Below are 15,604 nucleotides of genomic sequence, written 5' to 3'. Positions count from 1 at the left end.
GGGGTTAGCCCAGCTCTTCGGTCGAAGAAGCCTCGGTCTCTTCCTGGCGCAGACGGTGGAGGTGGGCGATGAAATAGCGCATGTGGGCATTGTCCACGGTGCGCTGCGCCTCTGCTTTCCAGGCGTTGTAGGCTGTTTCGTAGTTTGGAAAGATGCCGACGATATGGAGGTCGTCTACATCGCGAAAGACGGTCTTTGTCGGATCGACGAGTTCGCCGCCAAAGACGAGGTGAAGGCGTTGCATGTCCATGCTCCTGTTGGCAGGGGAAGGAAGTGGCCGTTTCGCAATGCACCGGAGCCTAAGCAAACGCAACCGGGGGTCAAGCGTGGCGGGGCGCAGGCTGCCATGGCAATGGTCAAGAAAGCCTTGCCCGCGCACGAAAAATAGGAGTCAGCGCAGCCGATGCAAGAGCGCCGCGTGCAGCGTCGGGTTGGCGGCGACCATGCCATCGACCTGCGGGTGGGCCGCGTTGAACACCAGCGGCGCCCCATGGCGGTCGCTGACCTGTGCGCCGGCCTCTGACAGCAGCAGCGACCCGGCGGCAATGTCCCATTCCCACGTCGGGCGGAAGGTGAACATCGCGTCGAACCGTCCCTCGGCCACGAGGCTCTGGCGATACGCGAGCGAGGGCCGATGATGGCGCGTGACCTCTGGCGCCCCCTTGATCCAGTAGCGCGATTCCATGGCGGGGCGGGTGGCGAGCACCTCTGCGCCGTTGGCCTCTGCGCGTTGTGTCACGCTCAGCGGTGTGCCGTTGATATGGGCGCCTGCGCCCTGAGCGGCGGTGTACAGGCGGTCGAGCATGGGCAGGTAGACCACGGCGGCGGTTGCCGTGCCGTTTTCGACCACGGCCAAGGAATGGGCCCAGGTTTTCGCGCCCTCGATGTAAGATCGCGTGCCATCTATCGGGTCCACGATGAAGGCGCGCGATGTCGCGAGGCGCTGCGGATCGTCCAGGCTTTCCTCTGACAGCCAGCCGTACCCGGGGCGGGCGGCGCGCAGGATGCGCTCCAGCTGGGCGTTCACGGCGAGGTCGGCCTTGGTCACCGGGCCCTGACCGTCGTCCTTCTGCTCGATGCCAAGGTCCTGCCCGAGAAAGCTCCGCGCGACGGTGCCTGCTTCGTGGGCGGCGCGGATCAGCAGTTCGAGGTCAGTCTCCGGCAAGCGTGAGCCCCTCGACCAGCAGGGACGGCACCACCCGCGAGAGCCATGGGCGCGCGTCGTTGGCAGGGATCAGCGTTTTCAGCATTTCGCGCAGGTTGCCCGCGATGGTCACGCCGGACACGGGGTAGACCGGCGCGCCATTTTCGATCCACCAGCCCGCAGCGCCACGGGAATAATCGCCGGTGTTGGGGTTGATGGTCGAGCCGATCATCGAGGTGACCAGCAGGCCGGTGCCCATCTGGGCCATCAGGTCGGCGCGGCTTTGTGTGCCTTGCGTCAGTTCAAGGTTCCAGCAGGCCGGGCCGATCCCGCCGGAGGTGCCGCGTGCAGCGTTGCCGGTGCTTTCCAGACCCAGCTTGCGCGCATTGGCGAGGTCCAGCGTCCAGCCCTGCAAAACGCCATCCTGGACCAGCACACGTTTGCGCGTCGGCAGGCCTTCGCCGTCGAAGGGGCGCGACGAGGCGGCGCGGGGGCGATGCGGATCTTCGCGCAGGGACATGCCTTTGGGCAGCACGTCCTCGCCCATGGCGTTGAGCAGCCAGGAGGAGCCGCGGGCGATGGAGGACCCGTTGGTGGCGGCACTGAGATGGCCGATCAGGGAGGCGGCGATGCGCTCGTCGTACAGGACGGGATAGGCGCCGGTTTTGGGCCGCCTCGGGTTCAGCCGGTCCACCGCGCGTTCGCCAGCGATGCGCCCGATTTCGGCGGCGTCGCGCAGGTCCGATTGAAAGGTGCGCCCGTCGCCGTCATAGTCGCGCTCCATCTTCAGGCCTTCGCCGGCGGAGGCAACGCAGGAGCGGGACCGCGAGGTACGGCTGTAAGCGCCCTCGAAGCCATTGGTGGCGGCGATGGCCACGTTTTGGGCGGAATAGGAGGCGGAGGCCGACTGCACCTGAACGACACCTTCGACGGCAAGGGCGGCGGCCTCGGCGGTGCGGGCGTCATCCTCGAGTTCCGAGGCGGAGGGTTCTGCGGTCGGGTCGGCCAGTTCCAACGCGGCGATGTCCCAATCGCGCGCCAGCTGGTCCGGATCGGCGAGGCCGACATAGGGGTCTTCGGGTGCTTCGCGGGCCATTGCGACGGCGCGTTCGGCCAGCGTGGCCAGTGTTTCCGGCCGCGTGTCGGAGGTGGACACGGAGGCCACCCGCTGTCCCACCAGCACCCGCAGGCCAAGGTCACGGCCTTCTGCGCGCTCTGCCTGCTCCAGCTGGCCCGCGCGCACGTCGATGGACACAGAGGTCCCGTCCAGCGCCACGGCGTCGGCGGCATCGGCCCCGGCCTTGCGGGCGGCGTCGAGCAGGGCGCGGGTCAGGTCTGCGGGGGACTGGGACATCGTGGGGCCTCATTGCTGTTTGCTCTGAGGTAGGCTGGGCAGGGCCGGGGTGCAAGCTTTGGTTGGAGAACGGCAGGCCGGGGGGTGGCGGCAGTTCCGGCTGCAAAGCGGGCGTTCAGCGTGTCAGGCACTCGATATATGTGGTGAAGGCGGCTGACTGCTCTGCCAGCATTTCCGGTGCGAGCGGGGTCCGGTCGGTGTTGGCCTGCGGGCTGACGCCCTGTTCGGCCAGAAAGCGGCGCGCGACCTCACCGCGCACGGCGAAGTTGATGTTTTGCGCGGTTGCGCCGGGGCGATCCTTCAGCCGAGCGGTCACGACGCCGACCACCGATCCATCCGCCGCGACAAGCGGGCCGCCGGAATTGCCGGGCTGCACCGGCGCGCTGATCTGCAACCAGTCGGGGTCTCCGCCGATCCCTGTGACGCTGCTGACCGCACCGCGCGTGACGTTCAACCCGCCGAGCACATCGGCAAAGGGGTAGCCCAGGACGGTGACATCCGCGTTCAGCCGCGCGGGCGCATCGGAGAAGATGGCCACCGCCTTGGCCCGCGCGCTGGCGGAGAGCAAGAGCGCCAGATCGCGCTGCGCGTCAGCGGCAACCAGAAAGGCGCGCTCGCCGTTCACGGTTATGCTGTCGCAGGTGTCGACCACGTGGGCGTTGGTCAGGACGTGGCCCTTGTCGGAGACATAAAAGCCTGAACCGCTGGCTCCGCCACTGCGCGGTGTCGGTGTGGTCCTGGCGGTAAGGGCGGGGGCGGGCGGCGATGCTGGCTCCGACTCCGGGTCGTTGAGGATGGCGAGCGCGCCCATGATGGCGCGATCCAGAGCACCCCCTTGTGTGACCGCCAGCGGGTCCGTGCGTCCCGGCGTGATGGAGGCCGTCACCGCCGCGAGAAGAGCGGCATCCGGTCGGTCGGCTGAAATCAGGATCGTGGACCAGAAGCCGTCGATCAGATCGGAACGTGCATAGAGCACGGACCCGTCGGCGCGCTGGATCGAGGTCACGGATCGGCCCGGTTGACGCAGTTGATAGGGCTCCGTGGCCATCTGGTGCCGCCCCCACGTGTAGCTGTGCACCGCATTCAGATCGTCCCAGCCCAACCGGCCGATGGAGTAGGCCAGCGACGTCCCGACGTGATGAAAGTTGACGAAAAGCTCTGTTGTCTCGGCGGCCTTCACCCGCTTTTGCGGCACGAAGAACGACAGGCCGAGGGGCTCTGAATACTCCAGCTCCCAGCCGTTTTCGTCGATGGCCAGGACGAGGGACATGGCCAGCATCGCCATATGCCAGTCCTGCGAACCGGTGCCGAATTCCTGAGCGCTGTAGGCGCGCATGGCGCGCTGGCTGATCCGGCCCCAATCGCCATCGAGCAGCCCGTTGTAGTGACCTTCGAAGGCGAGGGCGGCCTGAAGGAAACGCTTGTCCTGCCAGCTTAGGGACCGGGCGGAGAAATCGCGAAAGAGGTGGATGTTGTCCTGCGCATCGGCATGGCGCGGGGCCAGTGTCGCAGGCAGCGCCAGAAGCACGAGCAACACAAACAGACGAAGAAACGAGACCAGAAAACGCATCATGGCAAACCTTTGTCTCAGCCTGCCACGACATCTGGTACGGTGCAACGATTACTGGAGCGGCTCCGTCACGGCTACGATTGGCCCCATGCGGCGGCCCAGATCGTTGCGCCCGAGGCTGGGCGCGTAAAGGCGTGAGATATTGCCATCCAGAAACAGGGCATCCGGCAGCTTGAGCGCGTCGCGGAAAAACAGGGCAAAGTCGTAGAAGGTGACGGTGTTTTGCGAGATGACAAAAACCGCACGCTTGCCGTCTTTTGATGTGCCGACGCCGTTGCGCACGTAGCGGGATGTGCTGTCGGGCAGAAAGCGAGGGTGCAATTGCCCGTCGATCACCAGCATCGGTCCGGATTGCGTTGCATCGCGACATGCGGGCTTTTGCGCCAGAAAATCGCGTGTCTCGTAAACGCGGGCACCTTTGTCACTGATGCAGAAGACACCATTTGGCAGCAGCCCGAAGTTGCCCGGCCCGGCTGATGAGATCACACGCATTTCTTCTGTGCCGTCCTGCACGTAGTGGCCAACGGGCGAGCGGTCGCTGTGATACATCCCTGCGTTCATGGCAAAGACCAGCGTCTTGTCCTGCTCTTCCAGCGCTTGCTGAAGGAAGGTGAAATGCCCGAACGGGCGTCCTGTGTCGTCCGTCAGATAGAGGCCGAGATGCTCCGCGGAGGCATCAACTTCGCAGACGGTATAGCGGTTGTCGTCGTGCGTGACGTTTTCGCAAGTCACCGCGCGGGCCCGCGGCGCGATGGCCGTGGCCGCAAGGGCCAGGGCCAATGTGATGAGACCGCGTCGCAGCATCGGGCGGCTCATTCCGTGTCGCGGCGCACGGTCTCGTCCGAGAACAGGCGGCGTGTTTCGTCGAGCTGATCGAAGGTTTCGTCCAGGCGAAAGCGCAGCTCTGGCGAATATTTCATCGTAAGACCCTTGGCCACGGCACGACGGAGTTCGCTTTGATTGCGTTCGAGAAGTTCGAACATCTCCTCCACCTTGTTGCCGCCCAGGGGCACGACATAAGCCGTCGCGACCTTGAGATCGGGGGAGACGCGCACTTCGCCCACGGTGATGACCATGCGGTTGAGTTCCGGGTCATGCACATCGCCGCGCGAAAGCACGTCGGAAAGTTGCCGCCGGATGACCTCGCTCACGCGGAGCTGTCGTTGCGACGGACCTGCGCCGTCTTGGATTCTGTTCTTAGCCATGGGCCACACCTAGAACGAAGCTGCTGCTTTGCCAAGCGTGCCGCAGCGATGTAAGGGGAACGTGAATTGCGATGGGAGCAGACGTGATGACGGAACAGCCGGGCGTGGTGGTGACAGGCGTGTCAGGGCGCATGGGGCAAATGCTGGTGCGCGAGATCACAGCCTCAGACAAACTGAAGCTGGTGGGTGCGCTGGAACGCCCCGGCCACGATTGGGTGGGCCGGGATGTGGGCGCGGCCATGGGCGGCACGGAGCTGGGCGTGGTGGTCGAGGATGACCCGCTGGAGGCCTTTGCCCGGGCGCAGGCGGTGATCGACTTTACCGCCCCGGCGGCGACGGTTGTCTTTGCTGAGCTGGCGGCGCAGGCGCGGGCCGTGCATGTGATCGGAACCACCGGCCTGAGCGAGGACGATATCGCGGCCATCGACCGGGCGGCGCGGCACGCTGTCGTGGTGCGGGCGGGAAACATGTCGCTGGGCGTGAACCTGCTGACGAAACTGGTGAAACAGGTCTCTGCCGCCCTGGACGCGGATTGGGATATCGAGATTATCGAAGGCCACCATCACCATAAGGTCGACGCGCCGTCCGGCACGGCCCTGATGCTGGGTGAAGCCGCGGCCGAAGGTCGGGGTGTGGCGCTCGACGACGTGTCCGACCGTGGCCGTGATGGCATCACGGGCGCGCGCAAGCGGGGCGATATCGGGTTTCACGCCATTCGTGGCGGTGACATCGTGGGGGAACATGAAGTGTTGTTCGCCACGCCGGGGGAGCGGATCGTGCTGAAACACATGGCGTCGGATCGCGCGCTGTTTGCGCGTGGTGCGCTGAAAGCGGCCTTGTGGGGGCAGGACCAGGATCCGGGCCACTATGACATGCTGGACGTGCTTGGTTTGAACTGAGGGACGGGTCGACGGAGCGGGACTCTTGCCTGTGGCAATTCGCCCGCCCGCCGACCCTTAAAAAATTCCGCTCCGGTTCACCAAGCCAAAGGCGCGGGGCCACCGTCGCTTGATCTGCGCCTGACAGCGCGCTGTCCCGGCGACAAGGAAAATAGCCGTATCCACCTGCGGCGGAGCCTCGGCGATTTGCCTTGCCTCCGCGCCATCGCGCCGTCTGTCTGGTCTCAAGCGATGGTGGCTCCGAGCCAAAGGCCGGGCGAAGGGGCTCAGAAGTCGATGGCGAGGCCCTTTTTCTCCCAATCGCCGTAGCGGACCGGTTCCGGACCATCGCGGCCGCCGTATTCCTTGGGGGCGGCCTTGGCCTCTGCGTCGGCTTTGGCGCGGCGTTCGGCGGCCTCTTGCAGCGCGCGTTGTGCGGCGGGGGGGAGGTCCTTTTGGGCGTCGGTCATGAGGCTTTCCTCTGTCTGGTCAGGTTGATATAGGCCCGCAGGAGGGTTCCGGACAAGGCCGGGGCCGCATTTCCGGAGAGATCATGAGCGCACCGAGCCCCGCCAGACTGGCCGCCGTCGACCTGTTGGACCAGGTGTTGGAACGCGGATTGCCGCTGTCCGAGGGCGAGCGTCTGGAGCGGTTGGTGCCGGCAGAACGTGCCGCCGCCGGGCGATTGGCGGCGCAGGTGCTGCGCAATCTTGAGCGTGCCGACAAGATCCTGAAGCGGCATTTGCGCAAGTCGCCGGACCTGCGCGTCATGAACGTGCTGCGCCTGGGCTGTGTCGAACTGTGTGCCGGGGGGGCCGCCCACGGGGTTGTGTCAGACTGCGTCGAGATCGTGGCGCGGGGCAAGAAAACCCAAGGGGCCAAGGGGTTGGTCAACGCCGTCTTGCGCAAGGTCGCGGCCGACGGTCCGACCGAATGGGCCAAGCTGCGCGTGCCGCGTTTGCCGAAATGGCTGCGCAAACCCCTGGTCGAAGCCTGGGGGGCGGAGGCTGTTGCCGGCATGGAGCTGGCGCACCTGCAGGGCGCGCCGGTTGATCTGACGATGAAGGGCGATCTGCCTGAGGGACTGGTGGGCGAGACGCTGCCCACGGGGTCGTTTCGTCTGGCGGAGCAGGGGCAGGTCAGTGCGCTGCCCGGCTTTGCCGAGGGCGCCTGGTGGGTGCAGGATGCTGCCGCTGCCCTGCCGGTCAAGCTGTTGGGCGACGTCGAAGGCCTGTCGGTTCTGGACATGTGCGCCGCGCCGGGGGGGAAAACCCTGCAACTTGCGGCCAATGGTGCGCGGGTTACGGCGCTGGATATTTCCGAAGCGCGGCTTGAGCGCGTGCGCGAGAACCTTGAGCGTTGCGGGCTGGAGGCGGAGTTGGTCGCCGGCGACGCGCTGGAGCACCAGGGGCAATACGATGCCATCCTGCTCGACGCGCCGTGTTCGGCCACGGGAACGATTCGGCGCCATCCGGATCTGCCACATGCCCATGAGGGCGAGAAGATCTTCGAGCTGATGGGGCTGCAGGCGTGGATGCTGGATCATGCGCTGAGCCTTTTGAAACCCGGCGGCAAGCTGGTGTTTGCCACCTGTTCGCTGATCCCCGACGAGGGCGAATGCCAGATCGAAGAGGCGCTGGAACGGCATCCCGATCTGCGTCTGCTGCCGCTGGAGCAGGATTGGATCGAGGATCACTGGCGCTCCGACGCTGGCGGTTTGCGTCTGCGGCCTGATTTCTGGGCGGAGCGCGGCGGACTGGACGGCTTTTACATGGCTTTGCTGACAAAAGGGTAAACCCTGCCGCGGCTTGGGCAACTCCGAAGATGACTTGGGCACGATTACGCTGTAAGGTCCGGGCAACGCGCCCGCAAAGGGCCAGACCCCTGCGGGAGCAGCTGCGGGCAACGAGGCAAGGCAGAGATGACAACGCAATCGAACTGGCGCACCGCGCCCGTGCGAGTCATGAACCGTGTACATGCGCGGCTGGCGGCGCACGCCCGTCCGGCGGACGGTTTCGTATCGCAACCTGAACCCCGAACCGTTGGCTTTTTCGCCCGTGGCCGACAAATGATTGCCGGAAACCTCATGTTCGCTGGTCATCTGGTGGAGGCGCCGGGGGCGTCTTTGTGGGGGATAACGCCGCCGGACGTGGCCTTTGCCGAAGAAACCCATGGCTTTGGTTGGCTCGATGATCTGGCCGCCGTCGGCGATCTGAAGGCCCGCAGGTTGGCGCAGGAGTGGCTGTGGGACTGGATCGAGCGCTATGGCCGGGGCAGCGGGCCGGGCTGGACGCCGGAGCTGGTCGGGCGGCGGATGATCCGTTGGATTCACCACGCCTTGTTCGTTTTGCGCGGACAGCCAGCTGAACGGTCGGAGGCGTTTTACAAGGCTTTGGGGGCGCAGGCGCAGTTCCTGGCGCGGCGCGGGGCATCGTCGTCGCCGGGCCTGCCACGCTTCGAGGCGATGACAGGGTTGCTTTATGCCGGGTTGTCGCTGGAGGGGATGCAAAGCCACGTGGAACCGGCGCGGATGGCGTTGGGCGCGGAATGTCAGCGTCAGGTGGATGAGCAGGGCGGCATTCCAACGCGCAACCCCGAGGAATTGCTTGAAGTTTTTACCCTTCTGACATGGGCGCAATCGGCGCTGGAAGAGGCGGACATGGGGCTGCATCCCGGCCATACGGACGCCATCGTGCGCATCGCACCTACGTTGCGCGCCTTGCGTCATGCGGATGGTGGGCTGGCGCGGTTCCATGGCGGGGGGCGCGGCCTTGATGGTCGACTGGATCAGGCGCTGGCGGCCTCAGGGTCCAAGAAACGGCGGATCGAGGGGCTGGCCATGGGCTTTGCCCGTCTGTCCGCCGGACGGACCAGCGTTGTCATTGACGCAAGCCCGCCGCCGAGCGGTGTCGCCTCCTCCAACGCCCATGCCTCGACCCTGGCGTTCGAGCTGACCTCCGGGCGCAGGCCGTTGATCGTCTCCTGCGGGTCTGGCGAGGTCTTTGGCGAGGACTGGCGGCGGGCGGGGCGCGCCACCCTGTCGCATTCGACGCTGTGCCTGCAGGGCTATTCCTCGGCGCGGCTTGCACCGACGCGATGGGTCGGGCAGGCGCGGCGAGAGTTGCTGGAACAAGCGCCCAAAGAGGTGCCTACCTACATATCTCACCTGTCCGAAAGCGTCCGGTTCGAGGGCGGGCATGATGGGTACGTTGCGCAGCATGGGCTGACACATGCGCGGTCCTTGGAGATCTCGCTGGATGGACGTAGCCTGCGGGGGGAAGATTACCTCGTGGCGCTGGAGCCGCCGGCAAAGAAACGCTTCGACAAGGCGATGGACGCGGTAAAGCTGTCCGGATTGCCGTTCGAGATTCGCTTTCACCTGCATCCAGACGTCGATGTGGCGGTGGATATGGGCGGGGCGGCGGCCTCGATGGCGCTGAAATCGGGCGAAATCTGGGTGTTTCGCTTTGAGGGCAAAGCGGAAATGCGGCTTGAGCCGTCGGTTTATCTCGAAAAGGGGCGTCTGCGGCCCCGTGCGGCAAAGCAGGTGGTTCTATCTGGCAAGGCAATGCAGTATGCGACGCGCGTCCGCTGGTCCCTGGCCAAAGCGCAGGATACGGCAATTGCCGTGCGCGATCTGGCGAAGGATGAGACGGACCTGACCGTATAACGCCCCTTGGGAGTGCCCCCTATGACCGACCTCGCCCCTGTGCGCCGCGCGCTGATTTCCGTTTCCGACAAGACCGGCCTGATTGACCTGGCCCGTGCGCTGGCAGACCTGAAGATCGAGATCCTGTCTACCGGCGGTTCTGCCAAGGCGATGCGCGACGCCGGCATCGAGGTGCGCGACGTGTCGGACCTGACAGACTTTCCCGAGATGATGGATGGCCGGGTAAAGACGTTGCACCCCAAGGTCCACGGCGGCCTTCTGGCGTTGCGCGACAACGGGATGCATGTGGCGTCCATGGCAGAGCATGGCATCGTGCCGATCGACCTGCTGGTGGTGAACCTGTACCCGTTCGAAGACGCGCTGGCGCGTGGTGCCGGGTATGACGAGATGATCGAGAACATCGACATCGGCGGTCCGGCCATGATCCGCGCAGCGGCCAAGAACCATGCGCATGTCTGCACGATCGTGGATGTTCAGGATTACGATTCGCTTCTCGAAGAGATCAAGGCACACGGCGGGGAGGAGGCGCAGACCTCCTACGGCTTCCGCCAGCGTCAAGCGCAGATCGCCTACGCCCGCACCGGCGCCTACGATGCTGCCGTCAGCACCTGGATGGCCGACGCCGTGGGAGAGCCGACGCCGCGCCGCCGTGTCATCGCAGGCGAGCTGAAGCAGACGCTGCGTTATGGCGAGAACAGTCACCAGCGTGCCGCGTTCTACACCGATGGCAGCAATCGTCCCGGTGTGGCCGTGGCCGAGCAGCTTCAGGGTAAGGAGCTGTCCTACAACAACTTCAACGACACCGACGCCGCCTTTGAACTGGTGTCGGAATTCCTGCCTGCGGATGGCCCGGCCTGCGCGATCATCAAGCACGCAAACCCCTGTGGTGTGGCCAAGGGCGCAACCCTGAAAGAAGCCTATCAGAAGGCGTTTGATTGCGACCGCACCTCTGCCTTTGGCGGAATCGTGGCGCTGAACGGCCAATTGGACGGCGACACGGCAGAAGCGATTTCCGAAATCTTTACCGAGGTGGTCATCGCCCCGGCGATCCACAACGACGCCAAGAAGATCTTTGCCAAGAAAAAGAACCTGCGCCTGATCCTGGCGCCGGGTCTGGCCAACACCTCCGAGGCCGGTCGGGCCTACAAACAGGTGTCGGGCGGCATTCTTGTGCAGGACCGTGACAACGGTGCATTGACGCTGGACGATCTGAAAGTGGTGACCAAGATCGCGCCGACCGATGCGCAGATGGAAGACCTCCTGTTCGCATGGAAAGTCGCCAAGCACGTGAAATCCAACGCCATTGTTTATGTGAAGGACAAAGCCACCGTGGGTGTGGGCGCAGGCCAGATGAGCCGTGTGGACAGCGCCCTGATCGCCGCCAAGAAAGCCGAGCGCATGGCGCAGGCGCTGGAATTGCCGGAGCCGCTGACCATCGGCTCTGCGGTGGCGTCGGATGCGTTCTTTCCCTTCGCGGATGGTTTGCTCGAAGCAGCTGCGGCAGGCGCGACCTGCGTGATCCAGCCGGGCGGCTCCATGCGCGACGACGAGGTGATCAAGGCCGCGGATGATGCGGGCCTCGCGATGGTCTTTACCGGGATGCGGCATTTCCGCCACTGATCGCGCGACGGTTAGATCTGTCTATACCTATGCGCGGGTGACCTTGCGGTGCCAGCGGTTGTGCGTCCCTTCGGGGGCGCATATTCTTTTGCGACATGCCGGGCAGGCTGCGCAGGCGGGCGACCGCCGAGACAGGCGCAGTTTTTCCGATCCGGCGAGTGTGACATGGCTCTCCTCTTTCGGGGCGGGGCGCAAATGGATAGGACGGCGAGACTTCAATGAATGGGGCAGCGGTGACAGGCAGGCAGAACACTTCGCAAGCGCGGCCGCTCAAGCTGGTCTGGTGGGTTGCGCTGGGCATCTTTCTTCTCGACCAGGTGACAAAGATCTGGGTCGTGCATCTGCTGGACCTCAAATCCATGCTGCGGATCGAGGTCTTGCCGCCTTGGCTGAACTTTCACATGGCCTGGAACTACGGCATCAACTTTGGTCTGCTGGCCGGAGAGGCGCCGCTGACGCGCTGGATCCTGATCTCGGTCGCGCTGGGCATCGTTCTGTTTGTCGTGGTGTGGATGCGCCGGGAGCCACCGGGCAAGCCGGGTTTGGTCAGCGCCGGTCTGCTGATCGGCGGTGCGCTTGGGAATGTGGTGGACAGGGTTCTCTATGGTGCGGTGGCGGATTTCCTGAATATGTCCTGCTGCGGGTTCATCAATCCGTTTGCCTTCAACGTTGCGGATATCGCGATCTTTGTCGGTGCTTTTGGTCTGGTGCTTTTCCCGTCGGCCAAGCAAGGCACCTGATCTGGATCGGCAGAAAGCCCCGTGTGGTGCATGTGGGGGCAAAACCCCCCGTGACGCCGCCGGGACAATGGGTTAGAAGCATCGCGACACGGGAAGTGGAGGGCACGATGCGGATTGCGCATCTGACATTCGGTATGATCCTTGGCGCGGTTGCGCTGGCAGGCTGTTCGCAATCGCGGGACGGTGTCCGGCCTTTGCATGATTTGCGGTCCAACAGCGGTGAACCCAATGAATTCGCCATTGTGCCCAACAAGCCCCTGACGATCCCGGAGACGATGGCGGCGCTGCCGACACCGACACCGGGCGGCGGAAATCGCACGGATCAGACGCCGCAGGCGGACGCCGTGGCGGCACTTGGCGGCAATCCTGCACGCCTTCAGGCTGGTGACGGCGTGGCGGCGGGCGATGCCGCTTTGGTGCAGCAGGCGACCCGTTTCGGCAATGATCCGGCGATCCGTCAAAAGCTGGCGAGCGAAGATGCGGAGCTGCGTCAACGCAAGGGCCGCTTGAGCTGGTCCATCGTGCCGCGCGACAATTACGGCAACGCCTACAGCCGCGAGGCGCTCGACCCGTATGCATGGCTGAACAGGTATCGTCAGGCCGGCGCGCGCACTCCGGCGGCTCCGCCGGTCGAGTGATCGTTCACCTCTCGGTCAGAAGACCGTGAGCCCGGCAGAGTTAACTTGAAGTTGACGCCCCCGCGCGTAGGTAATGTGTCATTCCGGTTTTCCGAAAGAGATGACACACCATGCGCCACTTACCTCTGGCCTTTGCACTGGCCCTGACACCTCTGACTGCGGTGACCGCACGGGCAGAGGCCCCGGTCACCAGTTTCGAGCTTGAGAACGGGATGCAAGTCGTTGTGATCGAAGATCACCGCGCCCCCGTCGTTGAACATATGGTCTGGTATCGGGCAGGATCGGCGGACGAGCAGCCGGGCGTCTCCGGTGTTGCGCATTTTCTGGAACACCTGCTCTTCAAGGGAACTCAAAAGCTCGATCCGGGCGAATTTTCCAAGGTCGTGGCAGCCAACGGCGGCTCCGACAACGCGTTTACCAGCTTTGACCAGACCGCCTATCACCAGCGCGTTGCGGCGGACCGCCTCGACCTGATGATGGAGATGGAAAGCGACCGCATGGTCAATCTTCAGCTTGGCGAGGCGGATATCCTGACGGAGCGGGATGTCATCATCGAAGAACGCAACATGCGGGTGGAAAACGATCCGCGTGGCCTGTTCCGGGAACAGCTTCAGGCGGCGTTGTACCTCAATCACCCTTATGGCACGCCGATCATCGGCTGGCGGCACGAGATGGAGGCGCTCGATCTGGATGCTGCGCTGGACTTCTACCGCCAGTATTACGCCCCCAACAACGCGATCCTCATCGTGGCGGGCGACGTGACCCCGGACGAGGTGCGTCGTCTGGCGGACAAATACTACGCCCCGATCCCGCCGAACCCCGATCTGAAGCCGCGCGCCCGCCCGTCGGAGCCGCGCCAGATGGCGGAACGGCGGTTGATCTTTCGCGATGCGCGCGTCTCCACCCCCTATGTCAACCGCATGTACCTCGCACCGGAGCGTGATCCCGGCGCGCAGGAACAGGGCGCGGCGCTGACGATTCTGGCGGAAATCCTTGGCGGCGGGCAGACCTCGGTTCTGAATCAGGCGCTGCAATTCGACCAGAAGAAGGCCGTTTATACCTCGGCGTATTACAATGGCAGCTCGCTCGATGACGGCAGCTTTGGCCTGTTCGTGGTGCCCGCGCCCGGTGTGACGCTGGAAGACGCGGAAGCCGCGATGGACGAGGTCGTGGCCAAGTTCATGGTGGAGGGTGTCGATCCCGCCCAGCTTGAGCGGATCAAATTCCAGATGAAAGCCTCGCAAATTTACGCGCAGGACAATGTCAGCGGGCTGGCGCGCCGGTATGGCGATGCGCTGACATCCGGTCTGACCATTGAAGACGTGCAAGCGTGGCCGGAGATCTTGCAAGCGGTCACCGCAGAGGACGTGATGGCCGCCGCCGAGATGATCTTTGACCGCGACAAGTCGGTGACGGGCTACCTGATGCCCGCCGAGGAGGTGACACAATGAAGCGTTTTGTCCTGGCCTTTGGCCTGATTCTGGGGGCCACCGTCGCCCATGCCGAAATCGACATTCAAGAGGTCGAAAGTTCGGGTGGCTTTGATGCTTGGCTGGTCGAGGATCACACCATACCCTTTGTTGCGCTGGAGCTACGCTTTCGCGGCGGCGGGTCACTGGATCTGGAGGGCAAGCGCGGCGCGACCAACCTGATGGTCGGGCTGCTGGAAGAAGGCGCAGCAGATATGGATTCGCGCGGCTTTGCCGAGGCGAAGGAGGCCATCGCCGCCGAGATCAGCTATGGCATGACCGACGACGTGGTGCGGATCTCGACCCAGTTTCTGACGGAAACGCAGGATGATGCCGTTAGTCTGCTGCGTGCCTCTTTGGTGGAGCCGACCTTTGACGAGGAGAGCATCGAGCGCGTTCGCCAACAGGTTCTGTCCAGCCTGCAATCGGATGCCACCGATCCCGACAAGATCCTGAGCCGGACGTTCGACGCCATGGTGTTCGGGGAACACCCCTATGCCACAGATTATAACGGCACGATTGAGAGCGTTGCGACGCTGACCCGCGATGACATCGTGACCGCATGGCACAACGCCATTGCGCAGGACCGCGTCTACGTCTCTGCCGCCGGGGATATCACGGCCGAAGAGCTTGGCGCTTTGATGGATCGCGTGCTCACCGATTTGCCAGAGCAGGGCGCACCGGAGCCGGAAGATATCGACGTGGTGACGGAGGCAGGCGTCACGGTCGTGCCCTTTGAGACACCGCAGGCGGTTGCGATGTTCGGGCACGGCGGGATGGAGCGGGACGACCCCGATTTCTTTGCCGCCTATGTGATGAACACGATCTTTGGTGAGGGCGGGTTCGAATCTCGTTTGATGAACGAAGTCCGGGAGAAGCGCGGCCTGACCTACGGCATCTATTCCTACCTCGTGCCAAAGGATCACGCGGAACTGGTCGTCGGGCGTGTTGCCTCGTCGAACGACCGCATCGGAGAGGCCATTGACGTGATTCGCGACGAATGGGCCAAGCTGGCGGAGACCGGTGTGACCGAAGCGGAGCTGGAGCAGGCGAAGACTTATCTTACCGGCGCCTATCCCCTGCGGTTCGAGGGCAACGGCCCGATTGCCAAGATACTTGTGGGCATGCAGATGGACGGTTTGTCGCCGGACTACGTGACCGATCGGAATGCCAATATCGAGGCCGTGACGCTTGACGATATCAAGCGGGTGGCCGCGGAGCTGATGAAGCCTGACGAACTGGCGTTCGTTGTGGTTGGTCAGCCCGAAGGCCTGTCGGACACTGTCGGACAGTAGACCACTTTGGCGCAGGGCGCT

The 15,604-nt window shown here is 64.3% G+C and carries 15 protein-coding genes; 8 read left to right on the top strand and 7 right to left on the bottom strand.

Annotated features, from left to right (window positions below; genetic code table 11):
- Positions 1–4 precede the first annotated feature (4 nt).
- From GGQ68_RS05400 to rbfA, 6 genes are all read right to left on the bottom strand, one after another.
- On the bottom strand, positions 5–244 hold the full coding sequence (locus GGQ68_RS05400) for a DUF4170 domain-containing protein (RefSeq protein ID WP_425502954.1): 240 nt from the start codon (positions 242–244) through the stop codon (positions 5–7).
- Between the two features lie 147 nt (positions 245–391).
- Positions 392–1,165, bottom strand: coding sequence for a 3'(2'),5'-bisphosphate nucleotidase CysQ (locus tag GGQ68_RS05395; protein WP_183963705.1), 774 nt, complete (start codon positions 1,163–1,165; stop codon positions 392–394).
- Positions 1,152–2,498 carry a TldD/PmbA family protein gene (locus tag GGQ68_RS05390; protein ID WP_183963703.1) on the bottom strand — a complete coding sequence of 449 codons (1,347 nt, stop codon included), beginning with the start codon at positions 2,496–2,498 and terminating at the stop codon, positions 1,152–1,154. Before GGQ68_RS05390 ends, GGQ68_RS05395 begins: the two co-directional genes overlap by 14 nt.
- A gap of 115 nt (positions 2,499–2,613) precedes the next feature.
- On the bottom strand, positions 2,614–4,071 hold the full coding sequence (locus tag GGQ68_RS05385; protein ID WP_183963701.1) for a S1C family serine protease: 1,458 nt from the start codon (positions 4,069–4,071) through the stop codon (positions 2,614–2,616).
- Between the two features lie 48 nt (positions 4,072–4,119).
- A complete protein-coding gene (locus tag GGQ68_RS05380) occupies positions 4,120–4,872 on the bottom strand; it encodes a phosphodiester glycosidase family protein (RefSeq protein WP_183963699.1) in 753 nt (250 codons plus the stop codon).
- 8 nt (positions 4,873–4,880) lie between these two features.
- A complete protein-coding gene (gene rbfA, locus GGQ68_RS05375) occupies positions 4,881–5,273 on the bottom strand; it encodes a 30S ribosome-binding factor RbfA (protein ID WP_183963697.1) in 393 nt (130 codons plus the stop codon).
- Between the two features lie 86 nt (positions 5,274–5,359).
- Between rbfA and dapB the strand changes: the two genes are divergently transcribed.
- Complete coding sequence (gene dapB / locus GGQ68_RS05370; RefSeq protein ID WP_183963695.1) at positions 5,360–6,172, top strand: 4-hydroxy-tetrahydrodipicolinate reductase; 813 nt, start codon at positions 5,360–5,362, stop codon at positions 6,170–6,172.
- Positions 6,173–6,438: 266 nt separating this feature from the next.
- On the opposite strand, the gene GGQ68_RS05365 is transcribed toward dapB, so the two are convergent.
- On the bottom strand, positions 6,439–6,621 hold the full coding sequence (locus GGQ68_RS05365; RefSeq protein WP_183963693.1) for a DUF1674 domain-containing protein: 183 nt from the start codon (positions 6,619–6,621) through the stop codon (positions 6,439–6,441).
- Between the two features lie 83 nt (positions 6,622–6,704).
- Here GGQ68_RS05365 and GGQ68_RS05360 point away from each other — a divergent pair, with 83 nt between their 5' ends.
- The 7 genes from GGQ68_RS05360 (at position 6,705) to GGQ68_RS05330 (ending at position 15,583) form a co-directional block, all read left to right on the top strand.
- Positions 6,705–7,946, top strand: coding sequence for an RsmB/NOP family class I SAM-dependent RNA methyltransferase (locus GGQ68_RS05360; RefSeq protein WP_183963691.1), 1,242 nt, complete (start codon positions 6,705–6,707; stop codon positions 7,944–7,946).
- Between the two features lie 126 nt (positions 7,947–8,072).
- Positions 8,073–9,821, top strand: coding sequence for a heparinase II/III family protein (locus GGQ68_RS05355; protein WP_183963689.1), 1,749 nt, complete (start codon positions 8,073–8,075; stop codon positions 9,819–9,821).
- A gap of 21 nt (positions 9,822–9,842) precedes the next feature.
- On the top strand, positions 9,843–11,441 hold the full coding sequence (gene purH / locus GGQ68_RS05350; RefSeq protein WP_183963687.1) for a bifunctional phosphoribosylaminoimidazolecarboxamide formyltransferase/IMP cyclohydrolase: 1,599 nt from the start codon (positions 9,843–9,845) through the stop codon (positions 11,439–11,441).
- 218 nt (positions 11,442–11,659) lie between these two features.
- Positions 11,660–12,181, top strand: a complete 522-nt coding sequence (gene lspA / locus GGQ68_RS05345; RefSeq protein WP_183963685.1) for a signal peptidase II — start codon at positions 11,660–11,662, stop codon at positions 12,179–12,181.
- 107 nt (positions 12,182–12,288) lie between these two features.
- On the top strand, positions 12,289–12,819 hold the full coding sequence (locus GGQ68_RS05340; RefSeq protein ID WP_183963683.1) for a DUF3035 domain-containing protein: 531 nt from the start codon (positions 12,289–12,291) through the stop codon (positions 12,817–12,819).
- A gap of 110 nt (positions 12,820–12,929) precedes the next feature.
- A complete protein-coding gene (locus GGQ68_RS05335; RefSeq protein ID WP_183963681.1) occupies positions 12,930–14,270 on the top strand; it encodes a M16 family metallopeptidase in 1,341 nt (446 codons plus the stop codon).
- A complete protein-coding gene (locus GGQ68_RS05330; RefSeq protein ID WP_183963679.1) occupies positions 14,267–15,583 on the top strand; it encodes a M16 family metallopeptidase in 1,317 nt (438 codons plus the stop codon). Before GGQ68_RS05335 ends, GGQ68_RS05330 begins: the two co-directional genes overlap by 4 nt.
- The last annotated feature ends 21 nt before the right edge of the window (positions 15,584–15,604 follow it).

This window comes from Sagittula marina (genome assembly GCF_014196795.1).
GTDB lineage: Bacteria > Pseudomonadota > Alphaproteobacteria > Rhodobacterales > Rhodobacteraceae > Sagittula > Sagittula marina.
This window is presented reverse-complemented; position numbering and strand designations above follow the sequence as displayed.